The sequence below is a fragment of the Crocosphaera sp. UHCC 0190 genome, assembly GCF_034932065.1.
Classification (GTDB): Bacteria; Cyanobacteriota; Cyanobacteriia; order Cyanobacteriales; family Microcystaceae; genus UHCC-0190.
Genome location: NZ_JAYGHP010000006.1, coordinates 58,227 through 81,281, shown reverse-complemented (window position 1 = coordinate 81,281; position 23,055 = coordinate 58,227). Strand labels below are relative to the sequence as shown.

Sequence of the window (23,055 nt, the reverse complement as noted above, 5' to 3'; positions counted from 1 at the left end):
ATGGAATTGATTGCTAGTTTAGAGAAAGTTTCCTACTTATATCCAAATTCTCAACAACCTGTTCTCAAAGATATTTCTTTAGAAATTCATCAAGGAGAATTTTTGGGAATTATTGGCCCCACAGGGGCGGGAAAAACAACCCTTTGTTTAACCCTTAATGGCATTGTTCCGCAGTTTTATGGGGGGCGTTTTTTTGGTTATGTTAATATAGCGGGTTGTGATACCCTAAAATATCCTGTCAGTCATTTGGCCCGTTATGTAGGAGCCGTTTTTGAAGATCCGGAAACTCAATTAATCTCTACATCCGTGGAAAATGAAATTGCGTTTGCCCTAGAAAATCTTTGTGTGGAAAGAGAGGAAATTTTAGCCCGTATTCCTCATGTTTTAGCAGCAGTTCGTTTAGAAGGAACAGAAAAAAAACACCCTCAAGAATTATCAGGAGGACAAAAACAAAGACTAGCAATTGCTGCTGCTTTAGCCCTACAACCGACTTTATTAATATTAGATGAACCCACCTCTCAATTAGACCCCATTGGTTCTCAGGAAGTGTTTTCTACGGTTAAAGAACTTAACCAAGAATTGGGGGTAACAATTGTTATGGTTTCCCATGCAGCAGAAGAAATGGCAGAGTTTAGCGATCGCCTGGTTTTACTCTCTGATGGAGAAATTATTGCTACGGGAAAACCTAAGGAAATTTATTCAGAAATTGACCTATTAACAACCCATAATTTACGTCCTCCTCAAGTTGCTCAAACCTTCTATCAAATCCAGAAAAAGGGGATTATTTTACCAGAAATTCCTGTTACTTTAAATTCTGGTTTTAATACAATAAAGTCTCTCGAAGAAACAGTAAAAATTAGTCAAACCTTTCAATTTTCTCAACCGAAAAATCAAGGAGATCAACAACCTTTATTATCCACCCAAAATCTCAGCCATACCTATGAAGATGGAACCCAAGCATTACAGCAGGTTTCTTTGAATATTTATGAGGGGGAATATTTACTGATTATTGGTCAAAATGGGGCAGGGAAAAGTACCCTTGTAAAACACTTTTTAAACCTGCTACAACCGACAGAAGGAACAGTTAAAATTAGGCAAAAAGATACGAGAAATTTATCGGTAAGTGAATTAGCCAATTTTATTGGTTATGTCGGACAAAATCCCGATAATCAAATCTTTAATATGACGGTGGAACAAGAAGTAGCATTTGCCCTAGAAAATGTAGGTTATGATGAGAAAAAGATTGAGAAGAAAGTCACAGAAACCTTACAGGAAATGGGATTATTGGAACAGCGTCATGCTCATCCTTTATCCTTACCAAAAGGTGATCGCGCTAGGATTATTATTGCGGCAATTTTAGCGATGGAACCGGATATAATTATCTTTGATGAACCCACGACAGGACAAGATTATAAAGGATCTCGTGCTATTTTAGAAGTGAGTCGTCAGTTACATCAAATGGGTAAAACAGTCATCGTAATTACTCATCATTTATATTTAATGCCAGACTATGCAGAAAGAGTCATTGTCATGGGACAAGGAACCATCTTATTAGATGGGCCAATTCGTCAAGTTTATCATCAAACAGACTTATTAGAATCTACCTATCTTACCCCACCTCAAGCCGTTTTATTGGCACAAAAATTAAGCCTATTTTCTGATAATAACTATCCTTTATTAACCCCCTCTGAAGTAGCGGAGTGTTTTGTTCCATGATGAAATTTGAAACCGTCGATCATGACTCAATTTTTACCCGTTTAGATTTCCGAACAAAGCTAGTTATGATGGGAGTAATTACTCTAATTGCTTTTATTTGGGAAAGTCCGATAACTGGGGGAATTTTAACTTTAATTGTTGCCTTTTCTTGTTTATTTGCAGGAGTAAAACTAGCGTATTTCAAAACAGTTTTAAAAGTGATGATTCCCTTTTATATTCTACTCTTAGTTACCATGGGCTTTTTTAATATTGAACAGGTCAAAACCTTAATTGATAGAGAGATTTTAACCCCTATTTTTGCCGTTCCTAAAACTTGGTGGTGGGTAGGAGGGTTAACTATGAACCAAGAAGGAATTATCTACGGATTAAATGTTATTTTTAAGACCTTGACAATGGTTTTAATTATTCCCCTGGGTATTTTTACTACTGATATTAATCACATGGTTGTGGGAATGGTTCAAGCGAAAATACCTTATAAAATTGTCTTTATTTTTTCATCTACTTTGCGCTTCTTTCCCTTATTATTAGAAGAAATAGAAGGTATTTTAGATGCTCAACGGTTGCGAGGGTTAGCTTTAGAAAATATGGGATTAATTCGCAAAGGAAAAGTTTATGCAGCTATTGCTGTCCCCTTAATTCTTAATGCAATGGCTAAGTCCCAAAAATTAGAAGTCGTGTTACAATCAAAAGCTTTTTCAGGCAGTTCTCAACGTACCTATTTACACCAATCTATTTTAACAAAAACTGATTATTTTACGATGATTTTCTTCCTGGTTTTATTACTGTCAGTAATCTTTCTTTATTTCGGTTGGGGAGTGGGTAAGTTTCCTTGGTTAATTTATACTTAGCAATCAATCATATCTATCAAAGCATAGTTTGATGTTATGCTAAATTATCACAAATGATAGACTTTAACTCTTCATAGTAGGGGTCAACGGCCGTTATGTCTCAACAATATCACTGTCGCATCTATGTTACTCTCAGACCATCGGTTTTAGATCCCGCCGGAGTAGCAGTACAGTCTGGACTCCAACAATTAGGATACGAAGGGGTAGAAAAGGTGAGAATTGGCAAGTATATTGAGCTTACCATGACTGCTGAGAATGAAAGTCAGGCCCAGCAACAATTAGATGAAATGTGCGATCGCCTTTTAGCTAACCCTGTCATTGAAAATTATCGCTTTGAAATTACCGCTAGTCAAACCGTTGTAGGGTAAATCATGAAATTTGGTGTTATTGTCTTCCCAGGGTCAAATTGCGATCGGGATATTGCCACGGTAACAGAAGGGTTATTAAACCAACCCACCCGCATGATTTGGCACCAAGAAACTGATATTTCTGATCTTGATGTCATTGTCATTCCTGGGGGTTTTAGTTATGGAGACTATCTCAGATGTGGGGCGATCGCACGTTTTTCGGCGATCATTCCCTCAGTGATCGAACACGCTAACCGAGGTAAATTAGTCTTAGGCATTTGTAACGGATTTCAGGTATTAACAGAAATCGGGTTATTACCAGGGGCCTTAATTCGTAACCGAGATTTACATTTTATCTGCGATCGCGTTTCCATCAGAGTCGAAAATAATCATTCACCTTGGACAAAAGCTTATTCCCCTCATCAAGTCATTACCCTACCCATTGCCCACGGAGAGGGGCGTTATTATGGGGATGAGGATACGCTAAAAGGGTTAGAAGATAACGGTCAAATTTTGTTTCGTTATTGTGCCATAAGTGGAGAAATAACCCAGGAAAGTAACCCCAATGGTTCCCTCAACAATATTGCCGGAATTACGAATAAACAGGGCAATGTTTTGGGGATGATGCCCCACCCAGAAAGGGCTTCAGATGCCCTTACTAGGTCAGTAGAGGGGCTAAAGTTGTTTGAAGGGTTAATTGAGGCAAAAATCTTGGTTTCTTAAGCTAAATCAGCAACTATCTGCACAGAAAAATGATCAACCCGCGAAGGCGGGTTTTGTTTGTATAGCGTAACCCTTAAGGGTTTAAAGCTTAAAATTGGCCGATCATTCCACATGATGCCTAGAAGCTCCTGGGCGTTGCTGTCCCCATTGCATCAATTTATCTAACAGGGGACGAGGAACACCGGAACGACGGGAGGCCCCATCTAACCCGGCACCTCGTCTCAACAAATTAATCGCGGTTTGAACTTTGCGGTACATTCTCGTCCCATATCTAACCTGTCGTTTTTCATGGGCAATGACCAACCCATAGGCGATATCATTAGCAATTTGAATCGATACCTCTTGAGCTAGTCTAGTAGCCGTTTCTTCGGGGGAGCGAGAAAGTTTGATTTTTTGGGGGTTATTTTGGGGAACTCTAGGAATAATTGGTGCGTCTTCTAGGTTATCTAAGGTTGACTGAGTGAATGAGGCAGATGGTTGAAATCCCCAAGCAGCCTCTGTAAAAGCAACCAACAGATAACTGCTTAATATTAGCCAAGTTATGTATTTCATAGGCAATAAATCTGACTTAACTTAGTCAGTTTTTTGGTGTGTGTGAACGGAACATTTTGCTTGTGGACTAATGTAACGAATCTCTTAAAATTTGTCCAACCCGACGGCTCCCACCCTCCCCAATCCTGCTATAGTAGGTAACGCAAGACTTAATAGTGGTCGCCTTGTGGCAAGATTATGGTTGCTTTTTTTTCCTCTGCTCAGCGTTCCTTCCCTAAAGCCTTAAAAAACCTAACATTAGGAACTTTAGCTGCAATTTTAACAACTTTTCCTGTTGATGCAGCCCAACGACTTGTCTTTATTTATGGCCCCATTAATTTATCCTTGGGAATTGATTCTTTAGACACCTTTGCGAGAACAGGTGTTGTTAATCGAGAATTAGCTGATTATATGAATTTGGCGGGGGTTAATGCAGAACAAAAAGCCGAATTTAGAGAAGCTTTATCAAAACGGGCTGATATTAATGCGGTGCAACTTTCTCGTTTTCTTAATACCCCAACCGGGGAAAAAATTCTCACCCAAATGGGCAATTTAGTTTCTATTCAAGGGGGACGAAATGGGAAATATGCCTTAAGAGGGGCGATGGTACAAGCAGCTTTAGATCCAGAAGAAGGACTTACTTTGCTTAATGTTTTGAACCATCTAGCTGTTAATATGCAGTTTAACATTGAAGACATTTTTCAAGTAGCAGGTTATATTGAATTATTAGGACAAGCCACTAATGAAGTTGTCGAAGAAATGAGAACCTTATCTTCTCAAGCAGCGCAAAAAGAAACCGTTCCTAATTTTTCTACCTTGCCGGATATTCGTCAACCTGGAAAGTATGGGGTTGCCCCTAGACGGGTGATTCAATTAAGAGATGAAAGTCGTCAACAAGATTTTTACGTTGTCTTGATTCAACCCCAACAATGGCGAGAAGGAAAAACCCCTGTAATTATTATATCTCATGGGTTAGCTTCCCGTCCTGAAGATTTTGAAGAGCGGGCTAAACAATTAGCTTCCTATGGCTATTTAGTGGCATTACCCCAACATCCAGGCAGCGATTTCAAACAACTTGAGTCTATGTTAAATGGCTTCTCTAGAGAGCTTTTTAAACTCAATGATTTTGTGGATCGTCCCTTAGATATTAGCTATCTAATTGATGAATTAGAAAGACGCAATGATCGAGAATTTGGCGGGCGTTTAGACCTAAAAAATGTAGGAGTTATGGGTCATTCTTTTGGCGGTTATGGAGCTTTAGCTGTAGCAGGTGCGACCCTTGATTTTAATCGATTAGAAGAAGTTTGTGGTCAAAGAATATGGGGGCCAAATTTGTCTTTAGTGTTGCAATGTCGCGCTTTAGATTTACCACGAAAAGACTATAATTTTCGAGATGAACGAGTAATATCTGCCCTAGTAATTAACCCAGTTACTAGCGTAATTTTTGGCGCAGAAGGGCTGTCTCAAGTGAAAATTCCTGTTATTTTAGGGGCAGGAAGCAGTGATCCAGCAACCCCTGCCGTGATTGAACAATTACAAGCATTTGTCTGGATTAATACAGATGATAAATATTTTGTTTTAGTCCAAGGACAAGCTCACGTCAACTTTTCTAAATTGGATGCAAGTATGAAAGCATTACTCGATTCTTTTCCTGATTTAACCATTCCTAAACAAGATATTATGGATCAATATGGTAATGCTCTATTAGTGGGATTTGCCGAGGTTTATATAGCCAAAAACGAAGCATTTAGACCATTTTTAACTTCAGCTTATGGAGAATATATTAGTCAAGAACCTAATACAATGTATTTGGTGGGATCTCAGGCTGAATTACCTCTAAGTCAATTATTTAATCGCTTAAGAGCATCAAGAATACCTCCCATTTTTCCTCGGAATATCCAACCCAATAATTAACTATATGCTCCCTTTAAAACCTGCGGTTTATTTCATTGGTGCGGGGCCAGGTGATCCCGAATTATTAACCTTAAAAGCCTATAAAATTATCAGTCAAGCTGATGTTATTTTGTATGCTAATTCTTTAGTACCCCAACAAATATTAAAGGATGTTCGTGATGATGCCAATATAATTCCCACAGGCAACAAAACCTTAGAAGACATCGTGACAATGATGATTGATAACGTAAAAAATAATTGTTCAGTGGTGCGTTTACATTCAGGAGATTTAACCTTATATAGTGCTATCCATGAACAAATACAAAGACTTGAAGCCGAAAATATTCCCTTTGAATTAATTCCTGGAATTAGTGCCTTTCAAGCAGCAGCCGCAAAAATTGGCACAGAATTAACCATTCCCGACTTAGTACAGACAATTATTTTAACCCGTATTAGTGGCAGTGCGTCTCAAGTTCCTGATACAGAAGAATTAAGCAGTTTAGCGGCCCATCAAGCCAGTTTATGTCTTTATTTAGCTGCCCGTCATGTCGAAACATCTCAAGAAAAATTACTCAAATATTATCCCTCTAATACCCCAGTTGCAATTTGTTTCCGCATTGGTTGGCCCGATGAAAAAATTTACATTGTTCCCTTAGAAAAAATGGCCGAAGTAACCCAAGCAGAAAACTTGATTCGCACTACCCTTTATCTAATTAGTCCAGCCCTAAATCCCAGTAAAAATCATCGTTCTCACCTTTATCATCCCGATCATTTTCACTTATTCAGACCCCATTAGGATAAAATTAAACGAGGGTTATCAAAATACTGATTTCTCTTTAATCATCAAAGTTTAGAAACATCAATATGCAGGGTTTACTCAAACGCATCTGGCAATGGATTAAACAATTTTTAGGTCAGTTTTTTGCCTCATCTTCCTTGGCAGGCCGTTATCAAGATGAGGAAACCTCTGGTAAGGTTCCCTTAACCGATACTGATTACGAATTTTTGTTTAGCCAACTACTAGATGGAGTCGCCCACGGATGGCATGAAGGCAGAATTCTCAAATATTTTGAAGATTTAGGGGAACGGGGAAAAGCCAAACTTTGGGTCGCTTGGTTAGAAAGATTTGGGGAGAAAGCCCTTTCTTCCTCAGCCCCTAACTTACAATTAGCTGCCCGCATGATGCGTTTAGGGGAATTAGCTCAGTCTTTTCAAGCTATAGAACCCATTGGCAAAACAGCTTACGAAATTGGGCGAAAACTCTACACCAGAGAGGCCGATAGTACAGTTTGGGAATATGAGGGCCCCGATCATTTAGTGACCGATATCATGGAAACTCAGATCACCCCTCCCTCCCTCGGTGATGGCCTTCCTCCCGTTATACCCTCCCCCTCACCCACCGACGAGCCCGAAGTCGAAACCCTCACCTTAACCCTAGAAGAATTAACCGCCAGACTTGAGCAAAATCAGGAATTTGCTGCCCAACTTGCTCAACAATTTGGCTTAGACTCAACCCAACCTCAAGCCATTATTGATGCGATTATTCGTCAGTCAGAAACTCAGCAAAATCAAGAAAATGACCAGGAAAACCCAGAATCGCTTGAATTTTGGTTAAAACAAGCAGAGCAACAACTAAAATTAGAAGACTTAGAAGGGGCGATCGCCAGTTGGGAAAAAGTCCTAGAAATTGACCCCAATTCCATCCAAGCATGGCACAATCGGGCCAGTGCCTTGGGAGAGCTAGGACAATTTGAAGAAGCGATCGCTAGTTTTGAGCGGGTCATTGCCCTCAACCCCCAAGAATTTCAATCCCTCAATGGTAAAGGCCTGGTGTTATACAACATGGGACAATTTGAAGAAGCGATCGTCTGTTTTGAGCGGGTGATTGAGGGCCAACCAAGCTATTGCCAAGCTTGGTACAATCGGGCCAGTGCCTTGGAACAATTGGGACGAGTAGAAGAAGCGATCGCCAGTTATAGTAAAACCCTAGAAATTCAACCGGATTTTGAACTGGCCCAAACTCGTCTCAACGAGTTATCTCAAGGATAAACTTACCCCATCCCCATTTACCCATGACTTTTCAACTCCGTGTTTACGTTCCTGATCATCCTCTCGTTAAACACTGGTTAGCAGTGGCCCGAGATGTTAATACCCCCTCTGTCTTGTTTAAAACGGCCATGACAGAATTGGGACGGTGGTTAACCTATGAGGCCACCCGTTATTGGTTTCCCACCTTCGAGACGACGGTTCAAAGTCCTTTGGCCCCCTCACCCGCAACCTTGATTAATCCTGAAGTCCCCATCGCGGTGATCCCCATTTTACGGGCAGGACTAGCTTTATTAGATGGGGCGCAAACCTTACTACCCTTGGCCTCTACTTATCATTTAGGCCTGGTTCGTAATGAAGAAACCTTAGAAGCCAGTTGTTATCTCAACAAATTACCCGAACAATTTAAACCCGATACCCGAATTATTGTCTTAGAACCCATGTTAGCCACTGGGGGGTCAATTATGACGGCTATGGCAGAAATAACGAAACGGGGTGGAGATCCGGCTTTAATGCGGATTATTTCTGTGGTAGCTGCTCCTCCTGCTTTGCAACAATTAAGCCAACATTATCCCAGTTTGACCATCTATACCGCTATTATTGATGAAGGGATTAATGGTCAAGGATATATTGTTCCTGGCTTGGGAGATGCAGGTGATCGCGCCTTCGGAACCTAAAATATAGCATTATTGATGAGTATTAAGGTCAAAAATTATGAGTCAACGGGATGGATTTACAGGCGGATTTTTGGTGGGAACCCTAGTCGGTGGTATCGTTGGGGGGATTATCGGGGCAGTGGTTACGTCTCGTCTTGAGAACAATAATGAGGAAGAAGGTTCATCCCTACTAAAATCAGGAAAACGAGACAAATTGTCTCCTGAAGAAAGTATTGAAATGGCCCGTCATCGCTTAGAGGATAAGATTGCTCAACTTAATCATGCCATTGATGATGTTCGTCAGCAATTAGGCCCTGTCGAGAAGCATTCTATTGAACAAGAAACCTCATCGGACTAATTTATAAGTTAATTTAATCAATCAAAAATATTTGTTTTAAAATAACAATCAATCAATTCTCATTGCTCTTGACAAGTAATGAGAATTATTTTTAATTAGGAACGAAGTTACGCCTTTATGGTATGATTGGAAAACAATAAAAATCTATAGCCAGTCTGTCTTTTTCTAAAAATAGTTTCTATAAGTATGATTATTTGGTTGTCATCCTCTCATTAAGCTCCGGTTTTATTTGAATTGTAGTGTTTTTAAAGTTTTTTTTTTTGAGCATTTGTACTGTTTCTGGGACGAGTATAATTACTCATGGGTTGACAAAATAGCTAGGCTATGTATTAAAGCTATTTTCAATAACATCACAGGCTAACATAATCCCCCTCACTACATCCAATTGTTATTATATTTTAAGCAACTCTAATGGAGTTAAGAAAAACGCTCCATCAAATGGGAAAAAATAAGTTAAAATTCGTTTAAACTTCCATAGACTAGAGTTATGAATGACGTTGTTCTTAAGGTTAGTGATCTCTGTATTGAATTTCCCGGACAAGGGAAGTCTAATTTTAATCGTAACCAACAAGTGATGGTTTTTGCTATATTTCTTCTGATACAGAGTGGGTTACACCGATTCGGATCACTGCTTCCACAGGATTGCTCTAAATCTAAGGTAGTGGTTAATAATATTAGTTTTCAGCTAAAAAAAGGGGCAATCCTAGGAATTGTCGGAGAGTCAGGGTCAGGAAAATCTGTCACTTCCTTAGCTATCATGGGATTAATTCAACCCCCTGGAAAAATTACGAAGGGAACGATTACTTTTTATCATTCTGAACAAAATACAGTTGAATTAACACAATTAAAACCCCAACAATGGACAGAGTATCGGGGGGCAAAAATTGCGATGATTTTTCAAGAACCTATGAGTTCCTTTAATCCTGTTTATACCATTGGATATCAATTAACAGAAGCGATTAAATTACATCAAAATGTGTCTCAAGAAGAAGCGAATAATCAAGCGATCGCTTTACTACAAGAAGTCAAAGTTCTCTCCAGTGATGAACAATTAGAGGAAAAATATTTAAAGCAACTTCAACCCAAAAATGGCTCAGTTAATGGGCAATTACAGGCTTATATTAAACAGCAAAAAGAAGCATATTTAAAGCGTTATCCCCATGAACTTTCTGGGGGGCAATTACAACGGGTAATGATTGCAATGGCTATTTCTTGTGAACCCACCGTTTTAATCGCAGATGAACCCACAACGGCCCTAGATGTTACCGTTCAAAAAGGCATTTTGCAACTCTTGCGTAATATTTGTCAAGAACGAGAAATGTCCATGATTTTTATTTCCCATGATTTAGGGGTGATCAATGAAATTGCTGATAAAATCTTGGTCATGTATCAGGGTAAAATTGTTGAACAAGGGGATAAAATACAAATTCTTTCCAGGCCAAAAAATCCCTATACTAAAGGTTTATTAGCTTGTCGTCCTCCCTTACATATTAAATTAGACAGGTTGCCGACAATTGCAGATTTTATAGACGGACAAAAAAACACCAATTTATCAGAAGAATCTAATTTAATTTATAAAATTATCTCTCAAAAAGAAATTGATGAACGCACTCAAGAAGCAGAAGCAAAGAAAAAGATCTTATCTGTTAAAGATTTGACCGTTGAATTCGGCAAATCAGGCATTTTTGGCTTCAAGAAAGATGTTGTTAAGGCAGTTAACAATCTAAGTTTTGAGGTTTATGCAGGAGAAACATTAGGATTAGTAGGAGAATCTGGCTGTGGAAAATCAACATTAGCTAGAACGATTTTGAGATTAATTTCTGCGACAAAAGGCGATATCAGTTTTGAAAATTATCCAATTTCCCAATTTTCTGCGGGTAGTAAATTGCTCCGTAATGTTAGAAAAGATCTGCAAATTGTTTTTCAAAATCCCTACAATTCTTTAAATCCAAGATTAAGCGTTGGTCAAGCAATTATGGAACCCATGATTATTCATAAAACCGAAAAAAATGAGAGGAAGAGGAAAGAATTTGTTGAAGCATTATTAACATTAGTTGGGTTAGACAAAGAAAGTTTTCATCGCTATCCTCACGAATTTTCTGGTGGACAAAGACAGAGAGTTTGTATTGCGAGAGCATTAGCATTAAATCCCCGTTTTCTCATTTGTGATGAGTCTGTATCCGCTTTAGATGTCTCGGTACAAGCACAAGTTTTAAACCTATTAAAAGACTTACAACAAACCTTTAAATTAACTTGTATCTTCATTTCCCATGATTTAAGCGTTGTCCGATTTATGAGCGATCGCATTATGGTGATGAATAAAGGAGAAATTGAAGAACTTAATACAGCAGACGAAATTATTAATAATCCTCAGAAAGACTATACCCAAAAATTGCTCGATTCTATCCCTCAGTTTCCTGAAGAACTCGTTTGCTTATCAGATAATTCATAAAATAAACAATAAAATTTAATAATCGGCAGATAAAAAACTGTCAATTCATTAAAGGGGGATGCTTTCTACAAAACAATATTAATGGTTTTTGCGGCAATAACTCATGTTAAACCATCGTTTCCAATTGAGAGCTTTGCTTTTTGCCTGATTTATCCTGAGAGGGGGAAGGATACTGATATTTAATCAAATTGGCTAATTCTTGCAACTGACTAATGGCTTCTGCTCCTTCTAATTTCATCAATTCCCGATCATCGCGCATTTCTGTCCAGGTAATTCCATAATCAGAAACTAAAAAACGGATGAGATGGTTTTCGCTTAAACTGACCATAAACGATGCACTGTTTAGCTGATCGCCGCAAGTGTAGCAAGAAGCTAAATAACCTCGGTTTTCCAGGACAATGGCTAAGGCTTGGAGATTCATTACTAAGTCTCTCACAAAATCACGATGTTGTTGTGCTAATCGAGTAAACACGCTTTTTCCTCCTGATAACATTTTTCATTATAAAACCTTAATACTTTTTTAAGATTTTATTTTTTTGATTTGAGCTAGGCTTTAATATAAGATTGTTGAACCTATAAAATAAACTCATCATCGACTACGTTAACCTAGTTTTTCACAATTTCCCAGTATCCGGGGTTACACTAGATAAATTGTCCCCATCTTTTCAGAATTCTCAAGCAAGCAAAAAGTTTCCTCAAAGCTCTACATGATAGGTTTTTAGGAGGATTAGTCCGCCGTTAGGTTAACTTTAGAATTCACAACAAATCATTACATTCAAGAATTTTCTGGCTATGTTTCGACAATTAAAGACTTGGCAAATTTAACATCTCACGGTAAGCTCTATCGGTAAGTTAATTCAGACTGAATTTCAGGGGTGGTGTTGAGACGTTCATGAAATTAGCAAAATCTTGTAATAAATCTCGTCCTTGGTTGTTTATCTTAGAATTTTTGTTAATTACCAGCGCGATTTCTAGTGCTGCTGGGTTAGGATTTGGGGCCGCCCTGCGTTTAAATCGGCCGGCTGAACCTGGAGGCACCGCGTTTCATTCCGATCAGTCTTTTCCCCCTCGTCAAGATTGGCCCATTGGTCAATCATCTCAATCCCATTGAGAGACTGTTTACCACTAAAATGTCAAACCCGTCATCCTAGGTTCGGAAAACTACACTACCATAGATAGTCCCAATGTTGTCACTATGGATATGAATAGCTGGATAGAGATCAAATCCCTATTAATTAATGCTTCTCACTGAAATTCAGTATCCAGTCGGTTTTATAGTAATTTTGGAGTTGTGGATATGGGAAAAGTTGTCGGAATTGATTTAGGAACCACCAATTCTTGTGTAGCCGTCATGGAAGGGGGGAAACCTACGGTCATTGCTAATGCAGAAGGGTTTCGTACCACTCCCTCCGTAGTAGCTTATGCCAAAAATGGCGATCGCTTGGTGGGACAAATTGCCAAACGTCAAGCGGTGATGAACCCCGAAAATACCTTTTATTCGGTTAAACGCTTCATTGGTCGCAAAAATGAAGAAGTTACCACCGAAGCCACGGAAGTCTCTTATAAAGTATTGCGCGATAGCAATGGGAACGTCAAATTAGACTGTCCCGCCCAAGGGAAGCAATTTGCCCCCGAAGAAATTTCCGCCCAAGTGCTACGGAAATTAATCGAAGATGCCAGCAAATATTTAGGGGAAACCGTTACTGAAGCAGTAATTACCGTTCCTGCTTATTTTAACGACTCCCAACGTCAAGCCACCAAAGACGCGGGCAAAATTGCCGGAATTGAAGTAAAACGTATCATTAACGAACCCACAGCCGCTTCCTTAGCTTATGGGTTAGATAAAAAAAGTAATGAAACGATTCTCGTCTTTGACTTAGGGGGTGGAACCTTTGATGTATCTATTTTAGAAGTAGGGGACGGTGTATTTGAAGTATTAGCCACCTCTGGAGACACCCATTTAGGGGGAGATGATTTTGATAAAAAAATTGTCGATTATTTAGCGGCAGACTTCCAGAAAAATGAAGGCATTGATCTGCGGAAAGATAAACAGGCCCTACAACGGTTAACTGAAGCCGCAGAAAAAGCCAAAATTGAACTCTCTAGCGTCACCCAAACGGAAATTAACCTCCCCTTTATTACGGCGACGCAAGAAGGGCCCAAACACCTAGATACAACCCTTACTAGAGCCAAATTTGAAGAACTTTGTTCCGACTTAATTGATCGCTCTCGCGTCCCCGTGGAAAAAGCCATGAAGGATGCCAAACTCAGCAATAGCGATATTGATGAAGTCGTTTTAGTTGGGGGTTCAACCCGTATTCCTGCGGTACAAGAATTAGTCCAAAAAGTCTTAAATAAAGAACCCCACAAAGGGGTTAACCCTGATGAAGTGGTAGCCATGGGTGCTGCTATTCAAGGGGGTGTTTTATCGGGAGAAGTTAAGGACATCCTGTTATTAGACGTGACTCCCCTTTCTCTTGGGGTAGAAACCCTAGGGGGTGTCATGACCAAAATTATTCCTCGTAACACCACTATTCCCACCAAAAAATTTGAGGTCTTCTCCACTGCAGTTGATGGTCAAACCAATGTGGAAATTCATGTTCTCCAAGGGGAACGGGAAATGGCCAAGGATAACAAAGATTTAGGGGTGTTCCGATTAGATGGTATTCCTCCCGCCCCTCGTGGTGTGCCTCAAATTGAAGTAACCTTTGATATTGATGCCAATGGTATCCTCAACGTAACCGCTAAGGACAAGGGAACTGGCAAAGAACAGTCCATCAGTATTACCGGGGCTTCTACTCTGCCTGATACGGAAGTTGAGCGCATGGTGAAAGAAGCTGAGTCTAACGCCGCGACAGATAAAGAACGTCGGGAAAAAATTGACCGCAAGAACCAAGCTGACTCTTTAGTTTACCAAGCGGAAAAACAACTGACTGAGTTAGGGGATAAGGTACCTCCTGCGGACAAGACTAAGGCAGAAGGGTTAATTAAGGATCTGAAGGAAGCCCTCGCCCAAGATAATGATGACAAGATCAAAACCCTCACAGAAGAGTTACAGCAAACCCTCTATAGCATTGGTACCAGTATGTATCAACAAGCGGGCGGTGCGCCTGGTGCTGCTCCTGGTGGTGACGCTGGTGCTGCCCCTGGTGGCGGTACTTCTAGCGGTGGGGATGATGTCATTGATGCCGAATTCTCAGAAACTAAGTAACATTCTGGTTAATTATTAATCATCAATTTTGACGGTGGGTAACAATTTCCCACCGTTTTTTGTCGATTAAGTTGGGTTTGAGTACAATATATTTATTAGTGACAGGGTGAGTAACAAAATAATGAGTTTTAGTGATGTAGTAGAAGCAATTAAAACCCTTTCTTTACCAGAAAAAGAAAAAATTCAAGCTCTTTTGGCTCAATATTTGCGAGAAGAAAAGCGAGAAGAAATTTATGAGAATTATTTGGTCAGTCAAGGGGAAGAACAATCAGGTAATTTAAAATTTTCGTCAGATATAGATGAATTAATGCACTCTTTGGAAGATTAATGCCCGAAATCAGTTTTAGTGATTCTTTTAAACGTGCTTTCAAAAAGCGTATTCAAGGAAATGAAAACCTAGAAAAAAAATTTAGGGTAAAATTAGAATTGATTTAAAATTAAAAGGATAGAGTAATTATGTCTGAAAACCAGATAACTGAAGCTTTCACCAATGCTTATTGTTTCTTTTTCAGCAGCAGACACTTTAAATATGAATGATGTGGGGACAACAAAAAACGTATGTAATAAGAGTTTACCCCATGAGTCAAGAACCTAATTCAGAAAATTCCTGATTTAGCTGAAAAAGTAGGGGGATTAAAAAACTGGAGGCAGATCTTCATCATTGCCTTAACAGCCTTGGTTAGTGGTTCAATCACTTGGGTTATTCGAGGGGGAAACCTAAAACCCTAACGTCCCTATTGATACAGATTGGTAAATATTTGTGATTAAATATTACGTTTTAATAAGAGAAAAATAACTTTTACTGAAAATCATTACGTTTCCTTTGATTGGTGTTTCACCCCCAAAATTATTTGCCAGCATATAAAAAGATGAATGAGTTTGTAGTAAGCTCTTTAGGGCTGAAGCCCTCACTACGAACTACATCAAAGGACATCGAGCAATTCTTTAAGGTTTCCTATGAAAACATTATGTTTAAAGCTGCTCGGTACAGGAATTATTGTACTTAGCACAACTCATCCGGTTTATGCCATTAATTTTCTTGAAAATAGTCCCATTAAAATTAATGTTCAAGATTCCGGTAAGATCCTTAAAAAAATGTTACCAGAATCTACCCTAATTAAAGACCGAATAGTGACAGATAGCAACAATTTGTTGGGTGGACAACTGGTAGATGACATGAATATTGTTCCTATTTATAATCAGCTCCCGTTTGTCCCTAAATCAACTTCTATCGCTAGTTTTTGGCTGATGGTGGGCTTAAGTTCGCTTCTAAAGCTAGTTGAATTAATTGGTTAACCAATTGTTCAAAACTAACCCCTGTTGCTTCCCACAGTTGAGGATACATACTAAACTTGGTAAACCCAGGCAGAGTATTAATTTCATTGATATAAATTTCTTGGGTTTCTTCAACATAAAAGAAATCTACTCGCCCCAACCCGGCACAATTCAAGGTTTTAAAAGCTTTAATCGCCATTTCTTGGATTTGGGTGACAATATTTGGGGGTAAATTGGCCGGAATATGTACTTGCGATCGCCCTTCAGTGTATTTGGTTTCGTAGTCATAAAAATCACTATCAAAGGTAATTTCTCCTACTACAGAGGCTTTAGGGTTATCTTTGCCTAAAACCGCACATTCTACCTCTCTGGCCGTCACTCCTGCTTCAATAATAATCCGTTGATCATAACTGGCCGCATTATCTAAAGCTGTTTCTAACTCAGAATGCGATCGCACTTTAGCAATGCCAACAGATGACCCCAAATTAGCAGGTTTGACAAAACAAGGATAGCCCAAGGTCGCCTCAATATCATCACAAAGTTTCGGAAAAATACAAGGGTTTGACCAAACTTGCGATCGCTCTACAGCCATATACTTAACTTGGGGAAGTCCGGCCTGAGAAAAGACCATTTTCATGGCAATTTTATCCATTCCTACCGCCGATCCTAACACCCCACTGCCTACAAACGGCACTTGCATTAAGCTTAATAACCCCTGAATAGTGCCATCTTCCCCATTAGGGCCATGCAAAATCGGGAACCAGACATCCACTTCCTCTACTTGGGGGGGAAACTGCCATAATTGCTGTTTTGTAGCAATGTCAGTAATGAGAGGGGTTTTAGTGGTTAAAACCTGTTTTGCCGTTTCTCCTGCTGTCCAAATGCCATTCTTTTGAATATATACAGGCAAAACATCGTATTTGTGGAGATTATCCCCTAATTGTAAAGCCTGAGCGATCGCCGTAGCGGAGTTAATGGAGACTTCATGTTCTCCCGATCTCCCTCCAAACAATAATCCTACCCGTATTTTTGTCATTGCCTATACTCTCGCTGCGATCGCGCTTAATTGTCGCTATAATTGACCGTTGTTATGTCTTTGGCGTTCCCCCAAAATTAACATACCATAACCTATTGGGGCAATGTCCCCTTGCTTGCACTCAATGATCATATAAAAACCTGATAATTATTATGCTATCTCCCAAAATTGCTCCTTTTGGTTCCTGGAAATCTCCGATTACATCTGATTTAATTGTGGCAGGAAGTCTTGGTTTAGGTGGTATTATTTTTGATGGCGATGACATTTATTGGTTAGAAGGACGGCCCACAGAAGGGGGACGTAATGTACTAATAAAATACACATCTGATGGTCAAAACCTAGAAATGACTCCTCAACCTTTTAATGTTCGTAGTCGTGTTCATGAATATGGTGGCGGCTCATTTTTAGTTGTGGAGGGTATTATTTATTTTGTGAATTTTTCTGATCAAAGAATTTATCAAAAATTCCCTAATCAAGACCCCTCACCTGTCACTCCAGAAAACAAATATCGTTATGCAGATTTTATTTTAGACAAGAAAAATAATCGTTTAATTAGTGTTTGTGAAGATCATAGTAATGCTGAGGTTGAACCTCAAAATACCTTAGTTTCTATTGATCTTAAAACAGGAGCAATCAAAACCTTAGTTTCTGGTCATGATTTTTATTCTTCTCCCCGTCTTAACCCTGATGGAACGAAACTGGTTTGGATTAGTTGGAATCATCCTAATATGCCTTGGAATGCCACAAAATTATGGTTAGGAAATGTTCAAGATGATGGTTCATTAGAAGAAATAAAATGTCTTGCTGGTGATATTGATGAATCAATTAATGAACCTAAATGGTCTCCTGACGGCCAATTATATTTTTCCAGTGACAAAAATGGTTGGTGGAATCTTTATTGTTATAAATCACCGGGTAGTATTGTTCCTCTTTTTCCTTTAACAGCAGAATTTTCTTATCCTCATTGGGTGTTTGGTTTATCAACTTATGCCTTCACTTCTGCCAATAAAATAATTTGTACTTTTACTCAAGATGGACGGTGGTATTTAGCTAGTTTAGATATCTCGAATAAACAATTAAGTTTATTAGATACCCCCTACACAAATATTGCCTCTCTTCATGCTCATCAACAGCATATTGTGTTAATTGGTGGCTCCTCAACAGAACCCACAGCAGCTATTTATTTAAACTTAAAGTTAGGGCAAACAAAAATCCTACAATCTTCCAGTAATGTTGATATTGATCCAGGCTATTTTTCCATACCAGAATTGATTACTTTTCCCACAGAAAATGGTTTAAGTGCTTATGGTTGGTATTATCCTCCCACGAATAAAGATTATATTGGTACTAATGGAGAATTACCCCCTTTATTAGTTAAAAGTCATGGAGGGCCAACTGCCGCAGCTTCCCCTAATTTTAGTCTAAAAATTCAATATTGGACAAGTCGAGGATTTGCCTATCTTGATGTTAATTATGGTGGCAGTACAGGGTTTGGTAGAGAATACCGTCAACGGTTAGATAAAAATTGGGGAATTGTTGATGTTGATGACTGTATTAATGGGGCAAAATATTTAGTTTATCAAGGAAAAGTAGACGGCGATCGCTTGGCAATTTCTGGCGGAAGTGCGGGAGGTTATACTACTTTAGCTGCCTTAACTTTTAAGGATACATTTAAGGCGGGAGCGAGTTATTATGGCATTAGTGATTTAGAAGCATTGGCCAAAGATACTCATAAATTTGAATCTCGTTATTTAGACGGTTTGATTGGTAAATATCCTGAAGAAAAAGCAATTTATGAAGCGAGATCTCCCATCCATTTTTCAGAGAAATTAGATTGTCCCGTCATCTTCTTTCAGGGATTAGAAGATAAAGTGGTTCCTCCTAACCAAGCAGAAAAGATGATAGAATGTCTAAAAAATAAAGGAATCCCAGTTGCTTATGTTCCCTTTGAACAAGAACAACATGGGTTCCGTCGTGCTGAAAATATTAAGCGAGCATTAGATAGTGAATTCTTTTTCTATTCTCGTATTTTTGGATTTGATCCTGCTGAAAATCTAGAGCCTATTAATATTATTAACTATGATACCTAAGCAACAAATCTCAATCTCTTTCTCTAATTTGTTCCTGATTGCTGGCTCAGGATTTGCCATTTTATTATTATGGCATCTCCGAGGACTTCTTGTTATTTTAATGATTGCCGTTGTCATTGCGTCTACCCTTTCTCCCTTGGTTAAAAGTGTGGAAAAGATTGGTTTTCCTCGTTGGTTGGCTGTCATTTCAGTCTATCTAGGATTACTATTTTTAATAACTGGCATTAGCTTCCTATTAGGGCCAACAATCATCAGTCAAATTCAAAATTTACTAGAAAAATTTCCCGTATATCTAGAGGTTTTAGGTAGTGAAATTCAAACATTTATGACTCAAAAAGGCTTTACAGAACCAGACGTTATTGAGTTTATTAATCGATTATTTAATCTGCAATCTTTGGTATCTTGGACATTACGTTCTAGTCAGCAATTACTAATTGGGGTGGGTGGCTTAACAAGAGGGATAATTGGTAGCGTTTTTAATGTAATTTTAGCCATCTTATTATCAGGTTATATGCTATCAGGTTCCAAAAACTTAGTTAAAGGAATTGTTAGCTTATTTCCTGTCCCTTGGGATGAACGTTTAGAAGCCCAAGTTATTCCTGTAAGTCAAAAAATGGGAGGGTATATTCAAGGCAGATTATTAGTCTCTTTTATTTTAGGTTTAGCGGTTAGTTTGGGACTAAAATTTTTAGGACTTGGTGAATTTGCCCTAGGGTTGGGAACCATTGCCGGAATTACTAATTTAATTCCTTTCTTTGGCCCAGTTTTAGGGTCAATTCCTGCCCTAATTGTTGCAGTCGCCCAAGGGGGATGGTTTTTTCTCTGGGTATTATTATTATTTGTTATTATTCAAAATGTAGAAACCTATGTTCTTGATCCTCTTTTGGTAGGATCATCTGTTAATGTGCCGCCATTGTATCAACTTTTAGGGGTATTAAGTGGCGTTCAATTATTAGGAATTCTGGGGGCATTAATTCTTCCCCCTTGGGTAGCGGGTGGTGGGGTTTTGTTAGAAAATCTTTATGTAAAACCAAAATTGGCCGCCCAAAAAGCTGCCACTCAACAATTAGATATTCCCTCAAAAATCAGCCAATAATGTTTTAATTATGTGGTTATTAATAAGGTGACAGCAATTAGCGAGTTTATACAGTACACAGTAGGGGCAATTCATGAATTGCCCCTACATAAACCCTATACTGGAATTATTGTTTACCTTGTCGTCTCGCTTCATATAACATTAAAGCAGCAGCAATGGCTACATTTAATGACTCTACCCCTTTTCCCAAAGGAATAGTCACAGTTTCATCGGCTAACTCAACTAAATCATCTGATAACCCTGCTCCTTCATTTCCCAATAAGATTAAAGTGGGTTTCCTAAAATCTAAATCCCAATAAGTTTGATTGGCATTGGGTAATGTTGCTACAATATTAATACCTGATTTTTGATAGGTTTTAATTACATCCGTTAAGTCTGAAACAACCATCAAAGGAAGCTGAAACCAAGCCCCCGCAGAAGCCCTTAATACTTTAGGATGATCAATATCAACACTATCATCACTTAACCAAATTCCATCAATTTCAGTCCCTACTGCCGTGCGAATAATTGTCCCTAAATTACCAGGATCTTGCAATCTTTCCAATACTAATCCTAACTTAAAATCAGCGATCGCACCAATGGCCATCTTCCGAGATACTGCTGTAGCAACCACCCCATCAGGGTTAACCGTCGTTGCCATAGTTGCTAATACCTCTGGGGTAACTAATTCGTGCCGTTCTACCCGTTTAAGCGCATTTTCCCACAATTGAGGGTAACGGGCTTGCCATTGCTCAGTGTAACATAAGGTTACAAGGGAAAAATTCACCTGACAAGCCGTCTCTAGCAAATGAGTGCCTTCCAATAGAAAAAGATTTTGTTCGCGTCTTCCCTTCGTCCGATGCAAACTACGAATCTGTTTAACCAGAGGATTCCGAACACTGGTAATCATAGGGAGAGGAAACCCTTTCAATTAATGCGGAACTCGGGACTTGAACCCGAAAGTCCGAAAGAACACTAGAATCTGAATCTAGCGCGTCTACCAATTCCGCCAGTCCCGCATATTAATACCCAAAAAATAACTATTACATAACTTTAACCAAAAGTCAACTATTGAAGATTAGGACGCTCTTTTAGGTACAATAGGAGGATAGGAAAATCCTGGTCAAAAAACAGAAGTCTGAAACCCATCACCCTATGACTGTTCAACCCATCACGTCTCAACCCCCTCATAACAGCATTGAAACCCCTACCCCTTCAGACTTCAAACCTTGGCGGGGATTAATTGAAACCTATCGTCCCTATCTTCCTGTCACCGAAGAAACTCCGGTTATTACCCTTCTCGAAGGCAATACTCCCCTCATTCCCGTTCCCTACATCTCCCAACAAATCGGACGGGGGGTTAAAGTATTGGTAAAATATGATGGCTTAAACCCCACTGGAAGCTTTAAAGATCGGGGCATGACTATGGCCATCTCGAAAGCGAAAGAAGACGGGGCCAAAGCCGTGATTTGTGCCAGTACAGGGAATACTTCTGCTGCTGCTGCTGCCTACGCTAGACGGGCAGGAATGCGGGCATTTGTGATTATTCCTGATGGCTATGTAGCCCTAGGAAAACTCGCCCAAGCTTTATTATATGGGGCAGAAGTGATTGCCATTGAAGGGAATTTTGATGAGGCGTTAACGGTGGTGCGGAAAATGGCCGAAAATTATCCCGTAACCTTAGTTAATTCTGTTAACCCCTACCGTTTAGAAGGACAAAAAACCGCCGCTTTTGAGATTATTGATGTCTTAGGAAATTCCCCCGACTGGTTATGTATTCCAGTGGGAAATGCGGGAAATATTAGTGCTTATTGGATGGGATTTTGTCAATATCATAGCGTTGGAAAATGTGATAAATTGCCAAAAATGATGGGTTTTCAAGCCGCAGGTGCTGCCCCATTCATTGATGGTAAACCTATTTCTAATCCCCAAACTTTAGCAACAGCAATTCGCATCGGCAACCCTGCTGGTTGGGATAAAGCTTGGGCAGCAAAAGAAGCCAGTCTTGGTCAATTTAATGCTGTTACTGATGAGGAAATCCTAGAGGCTTATCGTCTTTTAGCAGCCCATGAAGGCATCTTTTGTGAACCCGCGAGTGCCGCTTCTGTGGCCGGTTTATTAAAGGTAAAAGAGCAAGTTCCCAGTGAGGCAACTGTGGTTTGTGTCTTAACAGGAAATGGACTAAAAGATCCTGATTGTGCTATTAAACATAGTAACAATCAAGTTAAATCAGGCATTAAACCTGAAATATCAAAAATTGCTGAAGTGATGGGATTTTAGCATAATAAAGAACTCATTATTTATCCGATTGAAACTATGGAAGAAATACTAGAACTCAAAGAATTACTACTAAAAGGTGATATTAGAGGTTCTTTGGCCATTGTAGAAGACCTGGAAGAAATGGGTAAAAGCGGTATTATTAGTAATATTCGTAGCTATGCTGTTATTGTATTACTTCATCTAATTAAACAGCAAGCAGAAAACCGCACAACTCGTTCCTGGGATGTTTCTATTCGTAACTCTGTGCGAGAAATTCAACTAAAAAATAAACGGCGCAAAGCGAAAGGTTATTATTTAAGTGAGGATGAGTTAAGAGAAACCTTAGAACAAGCTTATCCTAATGCCTTAGATACAGCTTCTTTAGAGGTTGAAGAAGGACGTTATCAACCAGAAGAATTAGAAAAAAAAGTCAATCAAACAGATATTGTAGAACAGGCTTTGGGGTTAATTTTAGCATTTAAAAATCAACCCAAAGGTTAGACTGATTTCCCAGTTTTCTATTTCCTGTTTCCTGTTAT

22 protein-coding genes and 1 tRNA gene are annotated in these 23,055 nt (G+C 39.1%); 18 read left to right on the top strand and 5 right to left on the bottom strand.

Annotated features, from left to right (window positions below):
- The 4 genes from VB715_RS10835 to purQ all read left to right on the top strand — a co-directional run bounded on the left by VB715_RS10835 (nucleotide 1) and on the right by purQ (nucleotide 3,634).
- Nucleotides 1-1,716: an energy-coupling factor transporter ATPase gene (locus tag VB715_RS10835; RefSeq protein ID WP_323301220.1), complete on the top strand. Its 1,716-nt coding sequence runs from the start codon at nucleotides 1-3 to the stop codon at nucleotides 1,714-1,716.
- A complete protein-coding gene (locus VB715_RS10830; RefSeq protein ID WP_323301219.1) occupies nucleotides 1,713-2,564 on the top strand; it encodes an energy-coupling factor transporter transmembrane component T in 852 nt (283 codons plus the stop codon). Before VB715_RS10835 ends, VB715_RS10830 begins: the two co-directional genes overlap by 4 nt.
- Before the next feature lie 95 nt (nucleotides 2,565-2,659).
- Nucleotides 2,660-2,932, top strand: coding sequence for a phosphoribosylformylglycinamidine synthase subunit PurS (gene purS, locus VB715_RS10825; RefSeq protein ID WP_323293206.1), 273 nt, complete (start codon nucleotides 2,660-2,662; stop codon nucleotides 2,930-2,932).
- A 3-nt stretch (nucleotides 2,933-2,935) separates the two neighbouring features.
- Nucleotides 2,936-3,634, top strand: a complete 699-nt coding sequence (purQ, locus tag VB715_RS10820) for a phosphoribosylformylglycinamidine synthase subunit PurQ (RefSeq protein ID WP_323301218.1) — start codon at nucleotides 2,936-2,938, stop codon at nucleotides 3,632-3,634.
- 102 nt (nucleotides 3,635-3,736) lie between these two features.
- Here purQ and VB715_RS10815 read toward each other — a convergent pair whose 3' ends face one another.
- Entirely contained in the window at nucleotides 3,737-4,186 is a 450-nt protein-coding gene (locus VB715_RS10815; RefSeq protein ID WP_323301217.1) for a hypothetical protein, read from the bottom strand.
- 177 nt (nucleotides 4,187-4,363) lie between these two features.
- Here VB715_RS10815 and VB715_RS10810 point away from each other — a divergent pair, with 177 nt between their 5' ends.
- The 6 genes from VB715_RS10810 (at nucleotide 4,364) to VB715_RS10785 (ending at nucleotide 11,570) form a co-directional block, all read left to right on the top strand.
- Nucleotides 4,364-6,079 (top strand): alpha/beta hydrolase, encoded by a 1,716-nt coding sequence (locus VB715_RS10810; RefSeq protein ID WP_323301216.1) that lies wholly within the window; start codon nucleotides 4,364-4,366, stop codon nucleotides 6,077-6,079.
- Nucleotides 6,080-6,083: 4 nt separating this feature from the next.
- The gene (gene cobM / locus VB715_RS10805; protein ID WP_323301215.1) at nucleotides 6,084-6,854 is read left to right on the top strand and encodes a precorrin-4 C(11)-methyltransferase; all 771 of its coding nucleotides are present in this window, start codon (nucleotides 6,084-6,086) and stop codon (nucleotides 6,852-6,854) included.
- Between the two features lie 68 nt (nucleotides 6,855-6,922).
- Nucleotides 6,923-8,107 carry a tetratricopeptide repeat protein gene (locus tag VB715_RS10800; protein WP_323301214.1) on the top strand — a complete coding sequence of 395 codons (1,185 nt, stop codon included), beginning with the start codon at nucleotides 6,923-6,925 and terminating at the stop codon, nucleotides 8,105-8,107.
- 23 nt (nucleotides 8,108-8,130) lie between these two features.
- Entirely contained in the window at nucleotides 8,131-8,781 is a 651-nt protein-coding gene (upp, locus tag VB715_RS10795; protein WP_323301213.1) for a uracil phosphoribosyltransferase, read from the top strand.
- Between the two features lie 37 nt (nucleotides 8,782-8,818).
- Nucleotides 8,819-9,118, top strand: a complete 300-nt coding sequence (locus tag VB715_RS10790) for a hypothetical protein (RefSeq protein ID WP_323301212.1) — start codon at nucleotides 8,819-8,821, stop codon at nucleotides 9,116-9,118.
- Between the two features lie 487 nt (nucleotides 9,119-9,605).
- Nucleotides 9,606-11,570, top strand: coding sequence for an ABC transporter ATP-binding protein (locus VB715_RS10785; protein WP_323301211.1), 1,965 nt, complete (start codon nucleotides 9,606-9,608; stop codon nucleotides 11,568-11,570).
- 106 nt (nucleotides 11,571-11,676) lie between these two features.
- Here VB715_RS10785 and VB715_RS10780 read toward each other — a convergent pair whose 3' ends face one another.
- On the bottom strand, nucleotides 11,677-12,042 hold the full coding sequence (locus VB715_RS10780; protein WP_416336926.1) for a DUF1815 family protein: 366 nt from the start codon (nucleotides 12,040-12,042) through the stop codon (nucleotides 11,677-11,679).
- Between the two features lie 420 nt (nucleotides 12,043-12,462).
- Here VB715_RS10780 and VB715_RS10775 point away from each other — a divergent pair, with 420 nt between their 5' ends.
- The 4 genes from VB715_RS10775 to VB715_RS10760 all read left to right on the top strand — a co-directional run bounded on the left by VB715_RS10775 (nucleotide 12,463) and on the right by VB715_RS10760 (nucleotide 16,077).
- Complete coding sequence (locus tag VB715_RS10775; protein ID WP_323301209.1) at nucleotides 12,463-12,681, top strand: hypothetical protein; 219 nt, start codon at nucleotides 12,463-12,465, stop codon at nucleotides 12,679-12,681.
- Between the two features lie 186 nt (nucleotides 12,682-12,867).
- Nucleotides 12,868-14,781: a molecular chaperone DnaK gene (gene dnaK, locus VB715_RS10770; protein WP_323301208.1), complete on the top strand. Its 1,914-nt coding sequence runs from the start codon at nucleotides 12,868-12,870 to the stop codon at nucleotides 14,779-14,781.
- Between the two features lie 121 nt (nucleotides 14,782-14,902).
- Nucleotides 14,903-15,109, top strand: coding sequence for a hypothetical protein (locus VB715_RS10765; protein ID WP_323301207.1), 207 nt, complete (start codon nucleotides 14,903-14,905; stop codon nucleotides 15,107-15,109).
- A 629-nt stretch (nucleotides 15,110-15,738) separates the two neighbouring features.
- The gene (locus tag VB715_RS10760; protein ID WP_323301206.1) at nucleotides 15,739-16,077 is read left to right on the top strand and encodes a hypothetical protein; all 339 of its coding nucleotides are present in this window, start codon (nucleotides 15,739-15,741) and stop codon (nucleotides 16,075-16,077) included.
- Here the strand turns inward: VB715_RS10760 and VB715_RS10755 are convergent.
- A complete protein-coding gene (locus tag VB715_RS10755) occupies nucleotides 16,016-17,092 on the bottom strand; it encodes a D-alanine--D-alanine ligase family protein (protein WP_323301205.1) in 1,077 nt (358 codons plus the stop codon). The genes VB715_RS10760 and VB715_RS10755 overlap by 62 nt on opposite strands.
- A gap of 152 nt (nucleotides 17,093-17,244) precedes the next feature.
- Here VB715_RS10755 and VB715_RS10750 point away from each other — a divergent pair, with 152 nt between their 5' ends.
- On the top strand, nucleotides 17,245-19,182 hold the full coding sequence (locus tag VB715_RS10750) for a S9 family peptidase (RefSeq protein ID WP_323301204.1): 1,938 nt from the start codon (nucleotides 17,245-17,247) through the stop codon (nucleotides 19,180-19,182).
- Nucleotides 19,172-20,278 (top strand): AI-2E family transporter, encoded by a 1,107-nt coding sequence (locus VB715_RS10745; protein WP_323301203.1) that lies wholly within the window; start codon nucleotides 19,172-19,174, stop codon nucleotides 20,276-20,278. The genes VB715_RS10750 and VB715_RS10745 overlap by 11 nt, the downstream gene beginning before the upstream one ends.
- A 106-nt stretch (nucleotides 20,279-20,384) precedes the next feature.
- Here VB715_RS10745 and VB715_RS10740 read toward each other — a convergent pair whose 3' ends face one another.
- Nucleotides 20,385-21,167 carry an RNA methyltransferase gene (locus VB715_RS10740; protein WP_323301202.1) on the bottom strand — a complete coding sequence of 261 codons (783 nt, stop codon included), beginning with the start codon at nucleotides 21,165-21,167 and terminating at the stop codon, nucleotides 20,385-20,387.
- A 25-nt stretch (nucleotides 21,168-21,192) separates the two neighbouring features.
- Nucleotides 21,193-21,276: transfer RNA gene (locus VB715_RS10735), tRNA-Leu, on the bottom strand.
- Nucleotides 21,277-21,412: 136 nt separating this feature from the next.
- On the opposite strand from VB715_RS10735, the gene thrC reads away from it, so the two are divergent.
- Both thrC and VB715_RS10725 read left to right on the top strand, forming a co-directional pair.
- Nucleotides 21,413-22,537 carry a threonine synthase gene (gene thrC, locus VB715_RS10730; protein WP_323301201.1) on the top strand — a complete coding sequence of 375 codons (1,125 nt, stop codon included), beginning with the start codon at nucleotides 21,413-21,415 and terminating at the stop codon, nucleotides 22,535-22,537.
- 36 nt (nucleotides 22,538-22,573) lie between these two features.
- On the top strand, nucleotides 22,574-23,017 hold the full coding sequence (locus VB715_RS10725) for a DUF29 family protein (protein WP_323301200.1): 444 nt from the start codon (nucleotides 22,574-22,576) through the stop codon (nucleotides 23,015-23,017).
- Nucleotides 23,018-23,055: the final 38 nt, after the last annotated feature.

Coding starts and splice junctions, on each gene's coding strand:
- VB715_RS10835 (WP_323301220.1), top strand. CDS start 1: ATGGAATTGATTGCTAGTTTAGAGAAAGTTTCCTACTTATATCCAAAT.
- VB715_RS10830 (WP_323301219.1), top strand. CDS start 1,713: ATGATGAAATTTGAAACCGTCGATCATGACTCAATTTTTACCCGTTTA.
- purS (WP_323293206.1), top strand. CDS start 2,660: ATGTCTCAACAATATCACTGTCGCATCTATGTTACTCTCAGACCATCG.
- purQ (WP_323301218.1), top strand. CDS start 2,936: ATGAAATTTGGTGTTATTGTCTTCCCAGGGTCAAATTGCGATCGGGAT.
- VB715_RS10815 (WP_323301217.1), bottom strand. CDS start 4,186: ATGAAATACATAACTTGGCTAATATTAAGCAGTTATCTGTTGGTTGCT.
- VB715_RS10810 (WP_323301216.1), top strand. CDS start 4,364: ATGGTTGCTTTTTTTTCCTCTGCTCAGCGTTCCTTCCCTAAAGCCTTA.
- cobM (WP_323301215.1), top strand. CDS start 6,084: ATGCTCCCTTTAAAACCTGCGGTTTATTTCATTGGTGCGGGGCCAGGT.
- VB715_RS10800 (WP_323301214.1), top strand. CDS start 6,923: ATGCAGGGTTTACTCAAACGCATCTGGCAATGGATTAAACAATTTTTA.
- upp (WP_323301213.1), top strand. CDS start 8,131: ATGACTTTTCAACTCCGTGTTTACGTTCCTGATCATCCTCTCGTTAAA.
- VB715_RS10790 (WP_323301212.1), top strand. CDS start 8,819: ATGAGTCAACGGGATGGATTTACAGGCGGATTTTTGGTGGGAACCCTA.
- VB715_RS10785 (WP_323301211.1), top strand. CDS start 9,606: ATGAATGACGTTGTTCTTAAGGTTAGTGATCTCTGTATTGAATTTCCC.
- VB715_RS10775 (WP_323301209.1), top strand. CDS start 12,463: ATGAAATTAGCAAAATCTTGTAATAAATCTCGTCCTTGGTTGTTTATC.
- dnaK (WP_323301208.1), top strand. CDS start 12,868: ATGGGAAAAGTTGTCGGAATTGATTTAGGAACCACCAATTCTTGTGTA.
- VB715_RS10765 (WP_323301207.1), top strand. CDS start 14,903: ATGAGTTTTAGTGATGTAGTAGAAGCAATTAAAACCCTTTCTTTACCA.
- VB715_RS10760 (WP_323301206.1), top strand. CDS start 15,739: ATGAAAACATTATGTTTAAAGCTGCTCGGTACAGGAATTATTGTACTT.
- VB715_RS10755 (WP_323301205.1), bottom strand. CDS start 17,092: ATGACAAAAATACGGGTAGGATTATTGTTTGGAGGGAGATCGGGAGAA.
- VB715_RS10750 (WP_323301204.1), top strand. CDS start 17,245: ATGCTATCTCCCAAAATTGCTCCTTTTGGTTCCTGGAAATCTCCGATT.
- VB715_RS10745 (WP_323301203.1), top strand. CDS start 19,172: ATGATACCTAAGCAACAAATCTCAATCTCTTTCTCTAATTTGTTCCTG.
- VB715_RS10740 (WP_323301202.1), bottom strand. CDS start 21,167: ATGATTACCAGTGTTCGGAATCCTCTGGTTAAACAGATTCGTAGTTTG.
- thrC (WP_323301201.1), top strand. CDS start 21,413: ATGACTGTTCAACCCATCACGTCTCAACCCCCTCATAACAGCATTGAA.
- VB715_RS10725 (WP_323301200.1), top strand. CDS start 22,574: ATGGAAGAAATACTAGAACTCAAAGAATTACTACTAAAAGGTGATATT.